This window comes from Streptomyces sp. NBC_00490 (assembly GCF_036013645.1).
GTDB lineage: Bacteria > Actinomycetota > Actinomycetes > Streptomycetales > Streptomycetaceae > Streptomyces > Streptomyces canus_F.
Genome location: NZ_CP107869.1, coordinates 1129586 through 1142068, shown reverse-complemented (window position 1 = coordinate 1142068; position 12483 = coordinate 1129586). Strand labels below are relative to the sequence as shown.

The 12483-nt window shown below is 69.1% G+C and carries 11 protein-coding genes; 4 read left to right on the top strand and 7 right to left on the bottom strand.

What is annotated here, in order from left to right:
• The first annotated feature begins 47 nt into the window (after nucleotides 1-47).
• The 3 genes from OG381_RS05050 to OG381_RS05040 all read left to right on the top strand — a co-directional run bounded on the left by OG381_RS05050 (nucleotide 48) and on the right by OG381_RS05040 (nucleotide 1370).
• Nucleotides 48-653, top strand: a complete 606-nt coding sequence (locus tag OG381_RS05050; protein ID WP_327714882.1) for a DUF5994 family protein — start codon at nucleotides 48-50, stop codon at nucleotides 651-653.
• Between the two features lie 5 nt (nucleotides 654-658).
• The gene (locus OG381_RS05045) at nucleotides 659-871 is read left to right on the top strand and encodes a hypothetical protein (RefSeq protein ID WP_327714881.1); all 213 of its coding nucleotides are present in this window, start codon (nucleotides 659-661) and stop codon (nucleotides 869-871) included.
• A 139-nt stretch (nucleotides 872-1010) separates the two neighbouring features.
• A complete protein-coding gene (locus OG381_RS05040) occupies nucleotides 1011-1370 on the top strand; it encodes an STAS domain-containing protein (protein ID WP_327714880.1) in 360 nt (119 codons plus the stop codon).
• Between the two features lie 25 nt (nucleotides 1371-1395).
• On the opposite strand, the gene OG381_RS05035 is transcribed toward OG381_RS05040, so the two are convergent.
• The 5 genes from OG381_RS05035 to OG381_RS05015 all read right to left on the bottom strand — a co-directional run bounded on the left by OG381_RS05035 (nucleotide 1396) and on the right by OG381_RS05015 (nucleotide 8954).
• Nucleotides 1396-3426 (bottom strand): glycoside hydrolase, encoded by a 2031-nt coding sequence (locus OG381_RS05035; protein WP_327714879.1) that lies wholly within the window; start codon nucleotides 3424-3426, stop codon nucleotides 1396-1398.
• A 120-nt stretch (nucleotides 3427-3546) separates the two neighbouring features.
• Nucleotides 3547-5586 (bottom strand): beta-galactosidase, encoded by a 2040-nt coding sequence (locus OG381_RS05030; RefSeq protein ID WP_327714878.1) that lies wholly within the window; start codon nucleotides 5584-5586, stop codon nucleotides 3547-3549.
• 77 nt (nucleotides 5587-5663) lie between these two features.
• Complete coding sequence (locus OG381_RS05025; protein ID WP_327714877.1) at nucleotides 5664-7001, bottom strand: ABC transporter substrate-binding protein; 1338 nt, start codon at nucleotides 6999-7001, stop codon at nucleotides 5664-5666.
• A 95-nt stretch (nucleotides 7002-7096) separates the two neighbouring features.
• Nucleotides 7097-8023 (bottom strand): carbohydrate ABC transporter permease, encoded by a 927-nt coding sequence (locus OG381_RS05020; protein ID WP_327714876.1) that lies wholly within the window; start codon nucleotides 8021-8023, stop codon nucleotides 7097-7099.
• Nucleotides 8024-8027: 4 nt separating this feature from the next.
• Nucleotides 8028-8954 (bottom strand): carbohydrate ABC transporter permease, encoded by a 927-nt coding sequence (locus tag OG381_RS05015; RefSeq protein WP_307035261.1) that lies wholly within the window; start codon nucleotides 8952-8954, stop codon nucleotides 8028-8030.
• A 227-nt stretch (nucleotides 8955-9181) separates the two neighbouring features.
• Between OG381_RS05015 and OG381_RS05010 the strand changes: the two genes are divergently transcribed.
• The gene (locus tag OG381_RS05010) at nucleotides 9182-10264 is read left to right on the top strand and encodes a LacI family DNA-binding transcriptional regulator (RefSeq protein WP_443061872.1); all 1083 of its coding nucleotides are present in this window, start codon (nucleotides 9182-9184) and stop codon (nucleotides 10262-10264) included.
• Between the two features lie 300 nt (nucleotides 10265-10564).
• Here the strand turns inward: OG381_RS05010 and OG381_RS05005 are convergent, their stop codons facing one another.
• Both OG381_RS05005 and OG381_RS05000 read right to left on the bottom strand, forming a co-directional pair.
• Nucleotides 10565-11422: a hypothetical protein gene (locus tag OG381_RS05005; RefSeq protein ID WP_327714875.1), complete on the bottom strand. Its 858-nt coding sequence runs from the start codon at nucleotides 11420-11422 to the stop codon at nucleotides 10565-10567.
• Between the two features lie 265 nt (nucleotides 11423-11687).
• Nucleotides 11688-12299 (bottom strand): TetR/AcrR family transcriptional regulator, encoded by a 612-nt coding sequence (locus OG381_RS05000; RefSeq protein ID WP_327714874.1) that lies wholly within the window; start codon nucleotides 12297-12299, stop codon nucleotides 11688-11690.
• Between the last annotated feature and the right edge of the window lie 184 nt (nucleotides 12300-12483).

Below are 12483 nucleotides of genomic sequence, written 5' to 3'. Positions count from 1 at the left end.
GAATATGCCGGGCCGGTTTGTCGCCGGCCCGGGGCAGGGTCCGCGTCATGACTGCGACCGTCTCCTCCTCGCCGACACTCGAAGCCGATCACCGGTCCTCGGTGTCCTCCTCGCCCCCTCTGCGTCTGTCGCTGGCGCCGGCCGGTTCCGCACCGGCTCTGCTGGACGGCGCCTGGTGGCCCCGCTGCCACGACCTCGGGGCGGAGCTCCCCTCCCTGACCGCGGTACTGGACCCGTTGTGGGGCCGGATCACCCGGGTCACGGTGAACCCCACCCACTGGCCGGTCATCCCGCGCAAGGTGCCCGTCGCCGGGCATGTGGTGAAGGTGGGCTGGTTCGCGGACGAGCAGGACCCGAACGAACTGCTGCTGCTCTCGTACCGCATGGGCCGCTGGAATCTGCTGGTGATCCCGCCGCGGACGCCGGCCGTCACGGCCGCCTGGCTGATGGCCGCCGCGAGCGACCCGCTGCGCACATCGAGCGCGAGCCGGTTGATGGAGGAGGCCGCGAGCCTGCGGACGGTGTACGAGGACGACCGGACCGTGCAAGCGGTCTGGGACTCCGAAGGCGGGCACGAGGCCCGCGACCCGGCCGCACGTCCACGGATTCCGGCCGTGACCGCCGGGCTGCCGCATCAGCCGACGGGGCGGTGAGGGTGATGGACGTGTTCGTGACCGTGGCCGTGATCGTGGCGATGACCGTCGTCGGTGTGTTCCTCATCCACCTGCTCAACTCGCAGCACAGCAGCGGCGTTTCCGCATTCCACTACGGCCGCTCCGGGATGCCCGTCCCGGGGCCGTCCTCTAGGGTGCCCCGGAAGGCCCGCGCGCGGATCCGCCCCAGGCGGCGTACCCGCAAGGCGACGGAGTGAGCCCGTCGTCGCGTTGGAGCGTCAGGCTGTTCCGGCCCGTCATCGACCTGATCTGACGGAGCGAACCGACAGCACAGTCCGCAGCCCGTGACCCCGGCCGCGTGACCCTGCCCGAACAGGGACTCCCGACGGAGGGGCCATGCGCTCTGCCCAGTTGAACGTCTTCCGCCATGACCGCGACACGCGTGCCCTGATCACCCTGGCCGGAGAGATCGACTTGGCCACCGCCCCGCTCTTGTGCGCCGCACTGACCACATGCGTTAACGACGGCATCCGCACCGTCGACGTCGATCTCACCGCGGTCACCTTCTGCGACGTCAGCGGGCTCAACGCGTTCCTCGCGCTCTCCCAGCTCGCCACCGACGCCGGAACGACCCTCCAACTGCACTATCCGCCAATGACGTTGGCCCGCATCATCGAGATCGCCGGCGCCTGCTTCCTGCTCCACACGATCACGCAGGACGCTCGGCCGGGACATCCCGGCCGAGCGTCTGTGTGAACTGTTCGGGGTCCGAACGTGCCGGTCAGCCGGTCTCGGTGATCCGCCACCGCTGGTTGGAACCGGAGTTGGCCTGCCACGTGGTGACGGCCGCGCCCTCGTTCGTCGCCTGGCCGCCGACCTCCAGCAGCCGTCCGGTCGCCTGGTTCACCAGCGTCCATGTGCCGTCGCCCGTGGTCGACAGGATCCACTCGGTCGCCGGGTCCCGCTCACCGGTGTCGGCCTCGATCACCGGCACGTTGTTCCGCACGGCGAGCCGCTTGTCCTCGGCCGGGTTGGCGAAGACGTAGCGGGCACGGTTGCTGCCCTTCTTGCCGTACTTCGCCTCCAGCCGCCACTCCTGCGCGACCGTGCCGTTGGCCGAGTTGATCGTCAGGCTCGTGCCGTTCGCACCGACGGTCACCGCCTTGCCGCTCTGCACACCGGTCAGGGTGTAGGACGTGCCCTTGCTGAACAGGCTCGCGTCCTTCGCGACTCCGGAGACGCCCTTGACGGCGAACGAGGTCACGGACTGCGCGGGGACGGTGAACGTCGCCTTGGAGTCGACGACCCGGACCGGGGCCTGCTTCACGAGCTTGCCGGCGGCGTCGGTGACGGTCGGGGTGACGGTCGCGTCACGCTTGATCTTCCCGAACTTCGACAGGTCGATCGTCACCGCGCGCGGCGCGGTCGTGGAGTTGACGTGGACCAGCGAGGCACCCTTGCCGTCCCTCGTCACCGCGGCGGCGCTGGAGGTGTCGTCCACCTTGACCAGGCTGTCGCCGGGCTTGATGAAGTGCGTGAAGTTGCGGGCCGTGTCGAACTTCGTGTTCGTGTAGATCGGGCAGGACTTCAGGGTGTCGGCCGACGTGCAGCTGAACGGCAGCTGGATGGAACCCCAGTTGCCGCCCTTGGCGGACTCGCCGCCCGGCTTCATGTTGTCGTAGTCCTCGACCGGCTGCCAGAACACCCAGGCCTTGGGCTCCAGTTCGCGCAGGTCGTTCACCATCTGCTGCGCCAGGCCCAGCCCGGGGCGCATGTCGGTGAAGCTCTGCCCGTCGCCCCAGTCGCCCTCGACCTCGCTCATCCACAGCGGCTTGTCGGCCGCCTTGGCCAGGTCACGGACCGTGGTGCGCTGACCGGTGCCGTAGGTGTGGACGTTCATCTGGTCGACGAGGTCCTTGGACGCCTGGGAGTAGGAGTTCCAGTTGGTCGCGAACAGGCCGGGGTTGGTCTCGTCCATCGCCGATATCTCGGCCTTGACCTTGGCCTTCTTCAGCGCGGGCGCCAGCGCGGCCAGGACCTTCTCCTGCATCGCGGGCCCGATGTGCGCACCCTCCTGACGGCCGCCCACCGGCTCGCCGTTCGCGTCCAGACGGGTGCCCCAGTAACCGGTGTTCGGCTCGTTGAACGGGTCGACCGTGTCGACCTTGATGCCCTCGGACTTCTCCAGCCGCTTCGTCACCCCGGCGACGTAGGCGGCGAAGTCGTCGACCGAACTCGCCTTGAGCTGCTCGGCGTTGGCGTTGAACCCGCCCGAGACATAGCTGCTCTCGGTCATGAACCACGGTGGGGAGTTCGAGAACGTCTCCCAGTGGGTGATGTCCTTCTTGATGCGATCGACCCACCAGCGCTGTGTGGCGTCGGCCTTGCCGTTCCAGTCGGCGGGGTCGTCGGCGCTCCACCAGTCGGTATCGGTGCGGGTCGTGCCCGCGGGGGCCTTCCACCAGCCCTCGACCGCGCCACCGGCACGCAGGTAGTCCTTCACGTCGGGGGCGTTGCCGCCGCCGATGTTGTAGCGCGCGATGTTCAGCGCCAGACCGTCGTCACCGAAGAGCAGATCGGCGAGCTTCTCGCGGATCTCCTTTGGGTAGTCGCCGGTGGCGTTGGCGAACCAGACGAGGCTGGTGCCCCAGCCCTCGAACTTGTCCTGCTTGTACGACGGATCGGGCTGGACGGTGACCGACGCGGTGACCGTGTCGGCCTGCGCGGGCACGGAGAGCAGTGCCGCTCCGGTCGCCAGCGCGGTCATCGTCGCGGCCCCGAGAAGCCGTCTGCTGCGGGTGAGTCCTGCCATCGTGTGCTCCCAGCTTTCATAGGTGGAAACGCTGCGGTGGTCCCTCCCGCCGGTGGTACGGGAAGGGGTGCCCCCGGGCGGGCCGTGTGCCGCCCGGGGAGACAGAGGTGGGCGAGCGGGTCAGACCGTCGGTCGGCGTACCACGGCGACCTCGCGCGGCCCCAGGACCAGCCCGTCGTCGTCGGCCGTGCCGTACAGGACGTCGCCGGTGAACCCGGGCAGCGGCACCGTGTCGTCGGTCCGGTTCACCAGGAACAGGAACTTCTCCTCGGTGTTGCCGCGGACGGCCAGTTCGACGCGTCCGCGCGCCTCGGCCGGGAGTTCGCTCGTCACGCCGGCCGGGTCGAGGAGACGCGGCAGCAGTGCGGTGAGTCCCGCGACGCCGAGACGCGTGGAGACGTAGGACGCCGAACCGGCGGCCGTCGTCCGCCGGGTCACGGCCGGCCGTCCGGCCTGGTTGCCGGAGTCGTAGCGGGCGAGGACCTCGGTGCGCTCGTCGGCCAGGGTGATGCGGTCGGTCCACAGGGTGCCGGTCGAGCCGTCGTCCAGGGACACCGACTCCTCGGCGAGCAGCGGGCCGAACTCCTCGACACGGATGCCGAGCAGCTCGCGCAGGGCGCCGGGGTAGCCGCCGAGCCAGACGTGGTCGTTCTGGTCGACGACGCCGGAGAAGTAGGTCGTGACCAGGTGGCCGCCCTGCTCGGTGTAGCGGGTCAGCTCCTTGGCGAGCTCCGCCGGGACCACGTGCAGGACGGGTGCGATCAGCACGTCGTAGTGCGCGAAGTCGCTCCTGGTGGTGATCAGGTCGGCGCGCACACCGAGTGCGAGGAGCGCCGAGTACCAGTCCAGGCCTTCCTGGCGGTAGTCGAGCAGCGAGGTGGGGTGGGAGTCCTGCTCGCTCGCCCACCAGGAGTCCCAGTCGAAGACGATCCCGACCTTCGCGCTCTCCCGGGCCGAACCGGCCACCGGGGCCAGGGTCTTGAGGGTGGCGCCGAGCTCGGCCACCGCGCGGAACAGCTCACTGTCGGCCCCGGCGTGCGGGACCATCGCCGAGTGGTACTTCTCGGCGCCGGCCGCCGACTGGCGCCACTGGAAGTAGCACACGGCGTCGGCGCCGTGCGCCACGTGCAGCAGCGAGTCCCGGGTCAGCTCGCCCGGCCGCTTGGCCACGTTCACCGGCTGCCAGTTGACGGCGCTGGTGGAGTGTTCCATCAGGAACCAGGGCCGGCCGCCCGCGATGCCGCTGGTGAGGTTCGCGGAGAAGGACAGTTCGTCGCGCGACTGCGGGCCGGGGAGGACGTAGTGGTCGTTGGAGACGAAGTCGATCTCCTCGGCCCAGTCCGCGTAGTCCATGCCCTTGGTCTCGCCCATCACCATGAAGTTGGTGGTGACCGGGACGTCCGGGGTGATGCCCTTGAGGAGGTCCCGCTCCGCGCGCAGGTAGTCCTTGAGGGCGTCGGAGGAGAAGCGCTTGAAGTCCAGCTGCTGGGTCGGGTTCGGGTGCGAGGCCGCCAGGCGCGGGGGCAGGATCTGCTGCCAGTCGCTGTAGCGCTGTGACCAGAACGCCGTGCCCCAGGCGTGGTTGAGGGCCTCCAGCGTGCCGTAGCGGGCCCGCAGCCAGTCGCGGAAGGAGCGGGCCGCGTCGTCGGAGTAGTCGTAGATGTTGTGGCAGCCCAGCTCGTTGGAGACGTGCCAGGCGACCAGCGCGGGATGGTCGGCGTAGCGGGTCGCCATCTCGCGGACCAGGCGCAGGGCGTGCTCGCGGAAGACGGGGGAGGTGGGCCGCCAGTGCTGGCGGGCGCCCGGCCACAGGGTCTCGCCGGTCGCGGTGACCGGCAGGATCTCCGGGTGGGCCGTGGTCAGCCACGGCGGCGGGGAGGCGGTGGCGGTCGCCAGGTCGACGCCGATGCCGCCGGCGTGCAGCAGGTCCATGACCTCGTCGAGCCAGCCGAAGTCCCAGTCGTCGGGGCCCGGCTGCAGACGTGCCCACGAGAAGATCGCCACCGAGACGACGGTGACACCGGCCTCCTGCATCAGCCGGACGTCCTCCTCCCACACCTCCCGGGGCCACTGCTCGGGGTTGTAGTCGGCGCCGAAGGCGAGACGCGGGGTGGGGTCACCGTCCGCCCCGCGTCCGCGGGAGTGGAGGGTGGAGATCATGGCTGTCCTTCCGAAGGTGATGCGCGGGGCGGCGCGGCGAGGTGCCGCGCCGCCCGGCGTCCGAGCTGTGGTGCGGGCTACTTCTCGATGGTGAAGCCCTGCTCCTCGCCGTACTTGACCGACGCGTCCTGCCAGGCCTTCAGGCCGTCCGCCAGCGTGGCGTTGGAGACGTAGGCCTTGCCGACCGTGTCGTTGAAGATCGAGTTCGCGTATGCCTGGAACGGGAGGTAGGACCAGTCGCTCGCCACGTTCGCGGCGGACTCGGCGAAGATCTTGTTGGCTTCCTGGCCGCCGAAGTAGTCGAACTTCTTGCTCTGGAAGTCGGCCGACTCCAGTTCCGCCTTGGTGGCGGGGAAGGCGCCCTCGGAGACACGGGTGGCGACACCGTCACCGGAGTTGGCGTACTCGGTGAAGGCGTAGGCGAGTTCCTTGTTCTTGGCCAGCGCCGGGACCGTCAGCGAGGAGCCGCCGTTCTCCGCGCTCGCCTTGTCGCCCTTGGTCCAGGCGGGCATCGCCGCGGCACGCCACTGGCCCTTGGCGTTCGGGACGCCGGTGGAGAAGTTGGCGGGCATCCAGGCGCCGGTGGCCAGGGTGGCGATGGTGCCGTCGCCGAGGCCCTTGTACCAGTCGTCGGTCCAGCCGTTGACCGGGGCGAGCAGCTTCTCGTCGATCAGCTTCTGCCAGACCGTCTCGAACTTCTTGGCTCCGGCGTCGTCGAAGTTGATGCCGACCTTGGTGCCGTCGACCTTGTAGGGGCGCGAACCGGCCTGCCACAGCATGGAGGTGGTGAAGCCCGCGTCACCGGCGTCGTTGGCGATGTACGCCTTCGGGTCGGCCTTGTGGAGCTTGCGGGCCGCGTCCAGGTACTCGTCCCAGGTGGTGGGGACGGCGATCTTGTACTTGTCGAAGACCTTCTTGTTGTAGAACAGCGCCATGGGGCCCGAGTCCATCGGCAGGCCGTAGACCTTGTCGCCGTCGCTGACCGCGTTCCACGGACCGGGCGTGTACTTCGAGGCGAGCTTGTCGGCGCCGTAGGGGGCCAGGTCGGTCAGGCCCTTGGTCAGGGAGTACTGGCCGAGCGCGAAGTACTCGACCTGGGCGACGTCCGGGGCGCCCTTGCCGGCCGAGATCGCGTTGGACAGCGCGGTGTAGTGCTTGTCGCCGGAGCGCTCGCTGACCAGGTTGACCTTGACCTTCGGGTACTTCTTCTGGAAGTCGGCGGCCACGGTCTTCAAGGTGGGCTCCCAGGCCCAGACCGTGATGTTGCCGCCCTTGTCCAGGGCCGCCTTGATGTCCGCGGCGGAGACGGCCTTCGTGTCGGAGTCGTCGTCCGAGCCGCCGCATGCGGTGGCGCCCAGGGCGAGGGTGGAGACGAGGGCTATGCCGCGCAGGATGCGGCCGGTTGTTCTGCGCATGGAGGTGCTTCCACTTCTGCGTGGGTGGGACAGGTGAGGGTGGGGGTGGTGCCGGTGGTGCTCAATTGGGGGGCTTGGGGCGGGCGCCGGCCTCGTCACTCCTTGACGCTTCCGGCGGCGAGGCCGGACTGCCAGTACTTCTGGAGGAACAGGAAGGCGGCGATCAGGGGGATGATCGTGAGCAGGGAGCCCGTGATCACCAGGTTGAAGATGACGTCACCGCCGATGGTCTGCGCCTGGTTGCTCCAGGCGCTCAGACCCAGGGTCAGCGGGTACCAGTCCGGGTCCTTGAGCATGATCAGCGGGAGGAAGTAGTTGTTCCAGGTGGCGACAGTGGTGAACAGCAGCACGGTCACGATCCCCGGGGCCAGCAGCGGCAACGCGACCTGGAAGAAGGTCCGCACCTCGCTCGCGCCGTCCATCCGGGCCGCTTCCAGCAGCTCGGTCGGGATCGCCTCGGCGGCGAACACCCACATCAGATAGAGGCCGAACGGCGACACCAGCGACGGGATGATCACCGCCCAGGGGGTGTCGGTGAGCCCCATCTTGCTGAACATCAGGAAGGTCGGCACCGCGAGCGCCGTACCCGGCACCGCCACCGCGCCGATGACGACGGCGAAGATGGCGCGCTTGCCGGGGAAGTCGAACTTCGCCAGCGCGTAGCCGCCCAGCACCGCCAGCAGCGTCGCGCCGCCCGCGCCGAGCACCACGTACAGCAGGGTGTTGAGCAGCCAGCGGCCGAAGATGCCGTCGTGGTAGGTGAAGGTGTCCCGGATGTTGTCCCACAGGGCGAAGTCGTGGGCGAACCACAGACCGTTGGAGTCGCCCAGACCGGCCTGGGTCTTGGTGGAGTTGATGACCAGCCAGATCAGCGGCACCACGGTGTAGAGGACCATCAGGGCCATCAGCACCGTCATGAGCACGCTGCGGCGCCGCTTGTCCGGGGCGGGCTTGCGCGGGGTCCGCAGCCGGGGAGGGCTGCTGGTCTTCGCGGGGGAGGCGGTGGTGACAGGGGTGCTCATCGGGTCACGCTCCCTTGCGCATGCCGCGCAGCTGCACGACGTAGGCGACGACCATCGTGAGCAGACCCATGATGATGGCGACCGTCGCGGAGTAGTTGTGCTGCTGGCCCGCGAAGGACAGCGAGTACGTGTAGAAGTTCGGCGTGTAGTCGGTGGTGATGGCGTTGAGCGCCAGCGGGCGCAGGATGCTCGGCTCGTTGAAGAGCTGGAAACTGCCGATGATCGAGAAGATCGTCGCGATGACGATCGCGCCTCGGATCGCGGGCAGCTTGATCGAGGCGATCACCCGCCACTGACCGGCGCCGTCGATCTCCGCCGCCTCGTACAGGGAGCTCGGGATGACCCGCAGCGCCGAGTAGAAGATCAGCATGTTGTAGCCGACGAACTCCCACGTCACGATGTTGCCGATGGAGGCCAGCACCCAGTCGGGGGAGAGCAGGTCGGGCAGCGTGAGGCCGAACGTCTCGTTGATGTCGCCCACCAGGCCGTACTTGGTGCCGTACATGAAGCCCCACATCAGGGTGGCGACCACGGCGGGCACGGCGTACGGCAGGAAGATCGTGATCCGGAAGAAGCTCTTGCCGTAGAGCCGGCCGCTGTCCAGCGCCAGCGCCACCAGCAGGGCGATGCCCAGCATGATCGGCACCTGGATCGCCAGGAAGAGCCCCACCCGGCCGACGGCCGACCAGAACTGGTCGTCCTTGAGGGCCTGGGTGTAGTTGTCCAGGCCGACGAACTGGTTGCCGCCGATCAGCTGGTTGCGGAAGAGACTCAGGTAGACCGAGTACGCGATGGGCGCGAGGAAGACCAGTGCGAAGACCGCCACGAACGGGCCGATGAACCCCCACCCCGTCCAGGAGCGTCGGTCCCGTTTTGCCGGAGGCGGTGCCGGGCGCGGCGCGGCGGCGGCCGGCGGTTGCAGCGTTGTCATGATCGTTCCTCGCTCGTCCACTCATGGAACCCGCGCCCCGCAGATTTCCCCGTGTGGCGCGGACGAGATGTTTACGCAAACATCAAGCAGCAAAAAAAGAGACCCGAGCTGTTATGTTTACGTAAACATCCGATGGCGGCATGTCTACACGCCTCCGCTGACACAGGTCAAGGGTCTCCCTGGAGGATCGTGATCAAAGCGATGCAAGGAGAGGCAGGGGGTAGAAAATGGACGCGACGCACGACACGCCGACGCAGGCGGCCTCACCTGCGGTGACCGGCCGCCGGCGGGCACCCGGAGCGGTCCGCCCCTCGGTCTCGATGGCCGACGTGGCCCAACTGGCCGGGGTGTCCTCGCAGACCGTCTCGCGCGTGTCCAACGGTTACGCGGGTGTCAACGAGGAGACGCGCCGCCAAGTCCTCGCCGCTATGCGAGAGCTGGGCTACCGTCCCAACAGCGCCGCCCGCGCCCTGAAGCGCGGCGAGTTCCGCACCCTGGGCGTCATCACCTTCACTCTCTCCACGACCGGCAACGTCCGCACCCTGGAGGCGATCGCCACCGCCGCGGCGGCCGAGGGGTACGCGGTGACCCTGCTGCCGGTCGCCGTCCCCACCCAGGACGAGGTGCGCGGCGCCTTCTCCCGGCTCGGGGAACTCGCCGTCGACGCGGTGATCGTCATCATGGAGGTGCACCTCCTGGACGCGGCCACCATCAACATGCCGCCCCGTGTCCAGGTGGTCGTCGCCGACTCCGACGCGGGGGAGCGGTACACGGTCGTCGACACCGACCAGGTCGGCGGCACGCGCATGGCCGTCGAGCATCTGCTCGGGCTCGGCCACGACACGGTCTGGCACCTCGCGGGCCCCGAGGGCTCCTACGCCGCCCAGCGCCGTACCGACGCCTGGCAGGCCACGCTCAGCGACGCGGGCCGGCGGATTCCGCCCCTGGTGCGGGGTGACTGGTCGGCGGAGTCGGGCTACCGGGCGGGCCTGGAGCTGGCCGCGCAGGAGGACTGCACGGCGGTCTTCACGGCCAACGACCAGATGGCCCTGGGTCTGCTGCGTGCCCTGCATGAACGCGGCCGGCGCGTCCCCGAGGACGTCAGCGTCATCGGCTTCGACGACATCGCCGAGGCGTCGTCCTTCCTGCCGCCCCTCACGACGGTCCATCAGGACTTCGCGGAGGTCGGCCGCCTCTGCGTCCAGGCGGTCCTGCGGAAGATGCGCCACGACGACGCGACGCACGGCACGACGCTTGTGCCGACGCGTCTGATAGTGCGGGAGAGCACGGCGCCACCCGCGGTGCGCTGAGCGGCGGCGGGGGAGTGCCGCTCGCTGCCGTTGCGGGTAGTGCGAGCGCTGCGGTCATCGCCGGTGTGCCGTGCCGTCGTCCAGGCAGGGGCCACAGGGGAGCGGCAGTCTCCGTACGGCGCCTGGCTCACCGGGCCGTTATGGATCGCCGCGTCCCACGCCGGGGCCGGCGGCACTCCGCCGACGGTTCGGATGCCCGCGGCCACCGGCTCCCAGCGACGGCAACCGCCGACGGAACCTTTCGCCGAGGGCGGTCCGGGTGTCGCGGGCCCGGCGTCGTTCGGCCGGGCCCACGCGGGGTCAGCTCTTCTTCTGACCTTCCCGCAGTGCCTGGTCGGTCATGTCGGTCACCTGCTTGGCCGGGGGAGCCTCGGCGTCGACCTCGGTGCCGAAGTCGGAGTACTCCATCAGCGTGCTGAGCTTCACCTGTTGGGGCGTGGAGCTCGCGTCCGGCTTGGCGGAGGCCGGCGCCTTGACGGTCATGTCGATCTGCTGGCGGCGGATGCGGCCCTGGTCGTCGAGCCAGATCTGCATGGGCAGCGTCGGGCCGATCTGCTCGCGCAGCTGCGAGCCGCCGGGCAGCTGCGACACGTCGACCGAGACCTTGTACCGGTCGGTGTCGGCGCCGTCGATCTTCTCCGTGCCGACCTTGGAGACGTCGTCGTCGGTGATCGCCTTGGCGTAGGCGGCGGACTGGGCCGGATCGCCGATCTGCGCGGGGTCCGTACCCTGCTGTTCGGCTACCTTCTTCAGGTCGATCTTCAGCCAGGGCTTGCCGCCGGACTTCTCCCGGTCAGGGGATTCCTGATAGAGCACCTGGTCGACCACGCGCTGTTCGATGGTCTGGCCCTGGGCGGTGACGGTCATGGTGCTGTCGCCGTCCTCGAGGTCGATGGCCCCGCGGCCGGCGGACGTGATCGACCGGCCCTCCGCAGAGGCCTTCACCTTGACCGTCATCTTCGCCGTCTCGGCCTCGGCGGTCTTGTCGTAGGCGCTGCGCACGGCAGCCGTGCCCTGCTCCTGCGCGCCGGCGCTCGCGCTCGCCGTCGCCGCGGACCTGTCGTCCTTCGCGTCGCTGTCACCACAGGCCGTCAGGACGACGCTCCCCATGATGACGGCCGTTCCCAGCGCGGACGCCTTCACTCCTCTGCTCCGCATGAATGCCCTCTCTCCTCACGTTGGCCGACTTCCTCCGATGTGCTGTCGGCTTGCGACGTGAGTGCCCCTGAGCTGCCCCAATACGCCCAAGGGGAAGGGGTGTTGGCCGGTTCACGGTGCTTGTGGCCCGCCCTCCGGACATTGTTCAACGTGCATGGAGTGCGAGGGTGGGCACCTGATATCCCGGGGCCTTTTCGCAGAAGGAAACGGAACGTGGAGATCCGGGTATGCGCGGCAGCGTGGCGGCGCGCGATCCCTTCGATCCTTACGTCTCACCCAGCAGCATCCGGACCGACTTCCACGCCGTCCCCGCTACCGCCCGTAGCGCCTCGGTCGTCGCGCCGTCCCGGGCCCGGTGCGACATGCCCTGAACGACCACCCCGGTGAACTCGGCGACCGCGCGGGCGTCGGTGTGGGCCGGGAGGGTGCCCGCGTCGATGTCGGCCCTGATGTGGTCCTCCAGCCGGTCGATGTTGGCGTTGCGGAGATCGCGGAGGCGGTCGGCGACTTCCTGCGCGGCGTCGGAGACGCGGGTGGCGGAGCCGATGATCAGACAGCCGCCGGGTCCGTCGGTGAGGGTGTATGTGTCGGCCGCCTCGTACAGCAGGCGCCGGATCAGGGCGGGGGAGTGGCCCTCCTCGTCGAAGGCGCGCTGCATGAAGCTGCCTCTGCCGTTGTTGTAGTACTCGACGGCGGCGAAGAAGAGGCCCTCCTTGCTGCCGAACGCCGCATACAGGCTGGGGGGGTTGATCCCCATCTCCCGGGTGAGGGTGGCGACGGAGGCGCCGTCGTAACCATGCCGCCAGAAGGCGAGCATGGCCTTCTCCAGGGCGTCGTCGAGATCGAACTTACGGCCCTGGCCGCGTACGCCTGCCATCAGGTGCTCCCACGTCGTCGGTGAGCGTGCTCTCTCGCGGGCGCGGGCCGAAGCGCGGCTTCACGCCGGTGTGATCCATTATTCATGTAGCGATCGATAAACGAATGATAGTCTCGCCGAGCCGGTGGGGGAACCGGCACGCCGAACAGGCGTGGTTCCTCGCCGCACCCTTCATGCGCAGCGA

Excerpts from the sequence above, each read along its gene's own strand:
- OG381_RS05035 (WP_327714879.1), bottom strand. The coding sequence starts at position 3,426 with ATGGCAGGACTCACCCGCAGCAGACGGCTTCTCGGGGCCGCGACGATG.
- OG381_RS05005 (WP_327714875.1), bottom strand. The coding sequence starts at position 11,422 with ATGCGGAGCAGAGGAGTGAAGGCGTCCGCGCTGGGAACGGCCGTCATC.
- OG381_RS05030 (WP_327714878.1), bottom strand. The coding sequence starts at position 5,586 with ATGATCTCCACCCTCCACTCCCGCGGACGCGGGGCGGACGGTGACCCC.
- OG381_RS05010 (WP_443061872.1), top strand. The coding sequence starts at position 9,182 with ATGGACGCGACGCACGACACGCCGACGCAGGCGGCCTCACCTGCGGTG.
- OG381_RS05025 (WP_327714877.1), bottom strand. The coding sequence starts at position 7,001 with ATGCGCAGAACAACCGGCCGCATCCTGCGCGGCATAGCCCTCGTCTCC.
- OG381_RS05015 (WP_307035261.1), bottom strand. The coding sequence starts at position 8,954 with ATGACAACGCTGCAACCGCCGGCCGCCGCCGCGCCGCGCCCGGCACCG.
- OG381_RS05020 (WP_327714876.1), bottom strand. The coding sequence starts at position 8,023 with ATGAGCACCCCTGTCACCACCGCCTCCCCCGCGAAGACCAGCAGCCCT.
- OG381_RS05040 (WP_327714880.1), top strand. The coding sequence starts at position 1,011 with ATGCGCTCTGCCCAGTTGAACGTCTTCCGCCATGACCGCGACACGCGT.
- OG381_RS05045 (WP_327714881.1), top strand. The coding sequence starts at position 659 with ATGGACGTGTTCGTGACCGTGGCCGTGATCGTGGCGATGACCGTCGTC.
- OG381_RS05000 (WP_327714874.1), bottom strand. The coding sequence starts at position 12,299 with ATGGCAGGCGTACGCGGCCAGGGCCGTAAGTTCGATCTCGACGACGCC.
- OG381_RS05050 (WP_327714882.1), top strand. The coding sequence starts at position 48 with ATGACTGCGACCGTCTCCTCCTCGCCGACACTCGAAGCCGATCACCGG.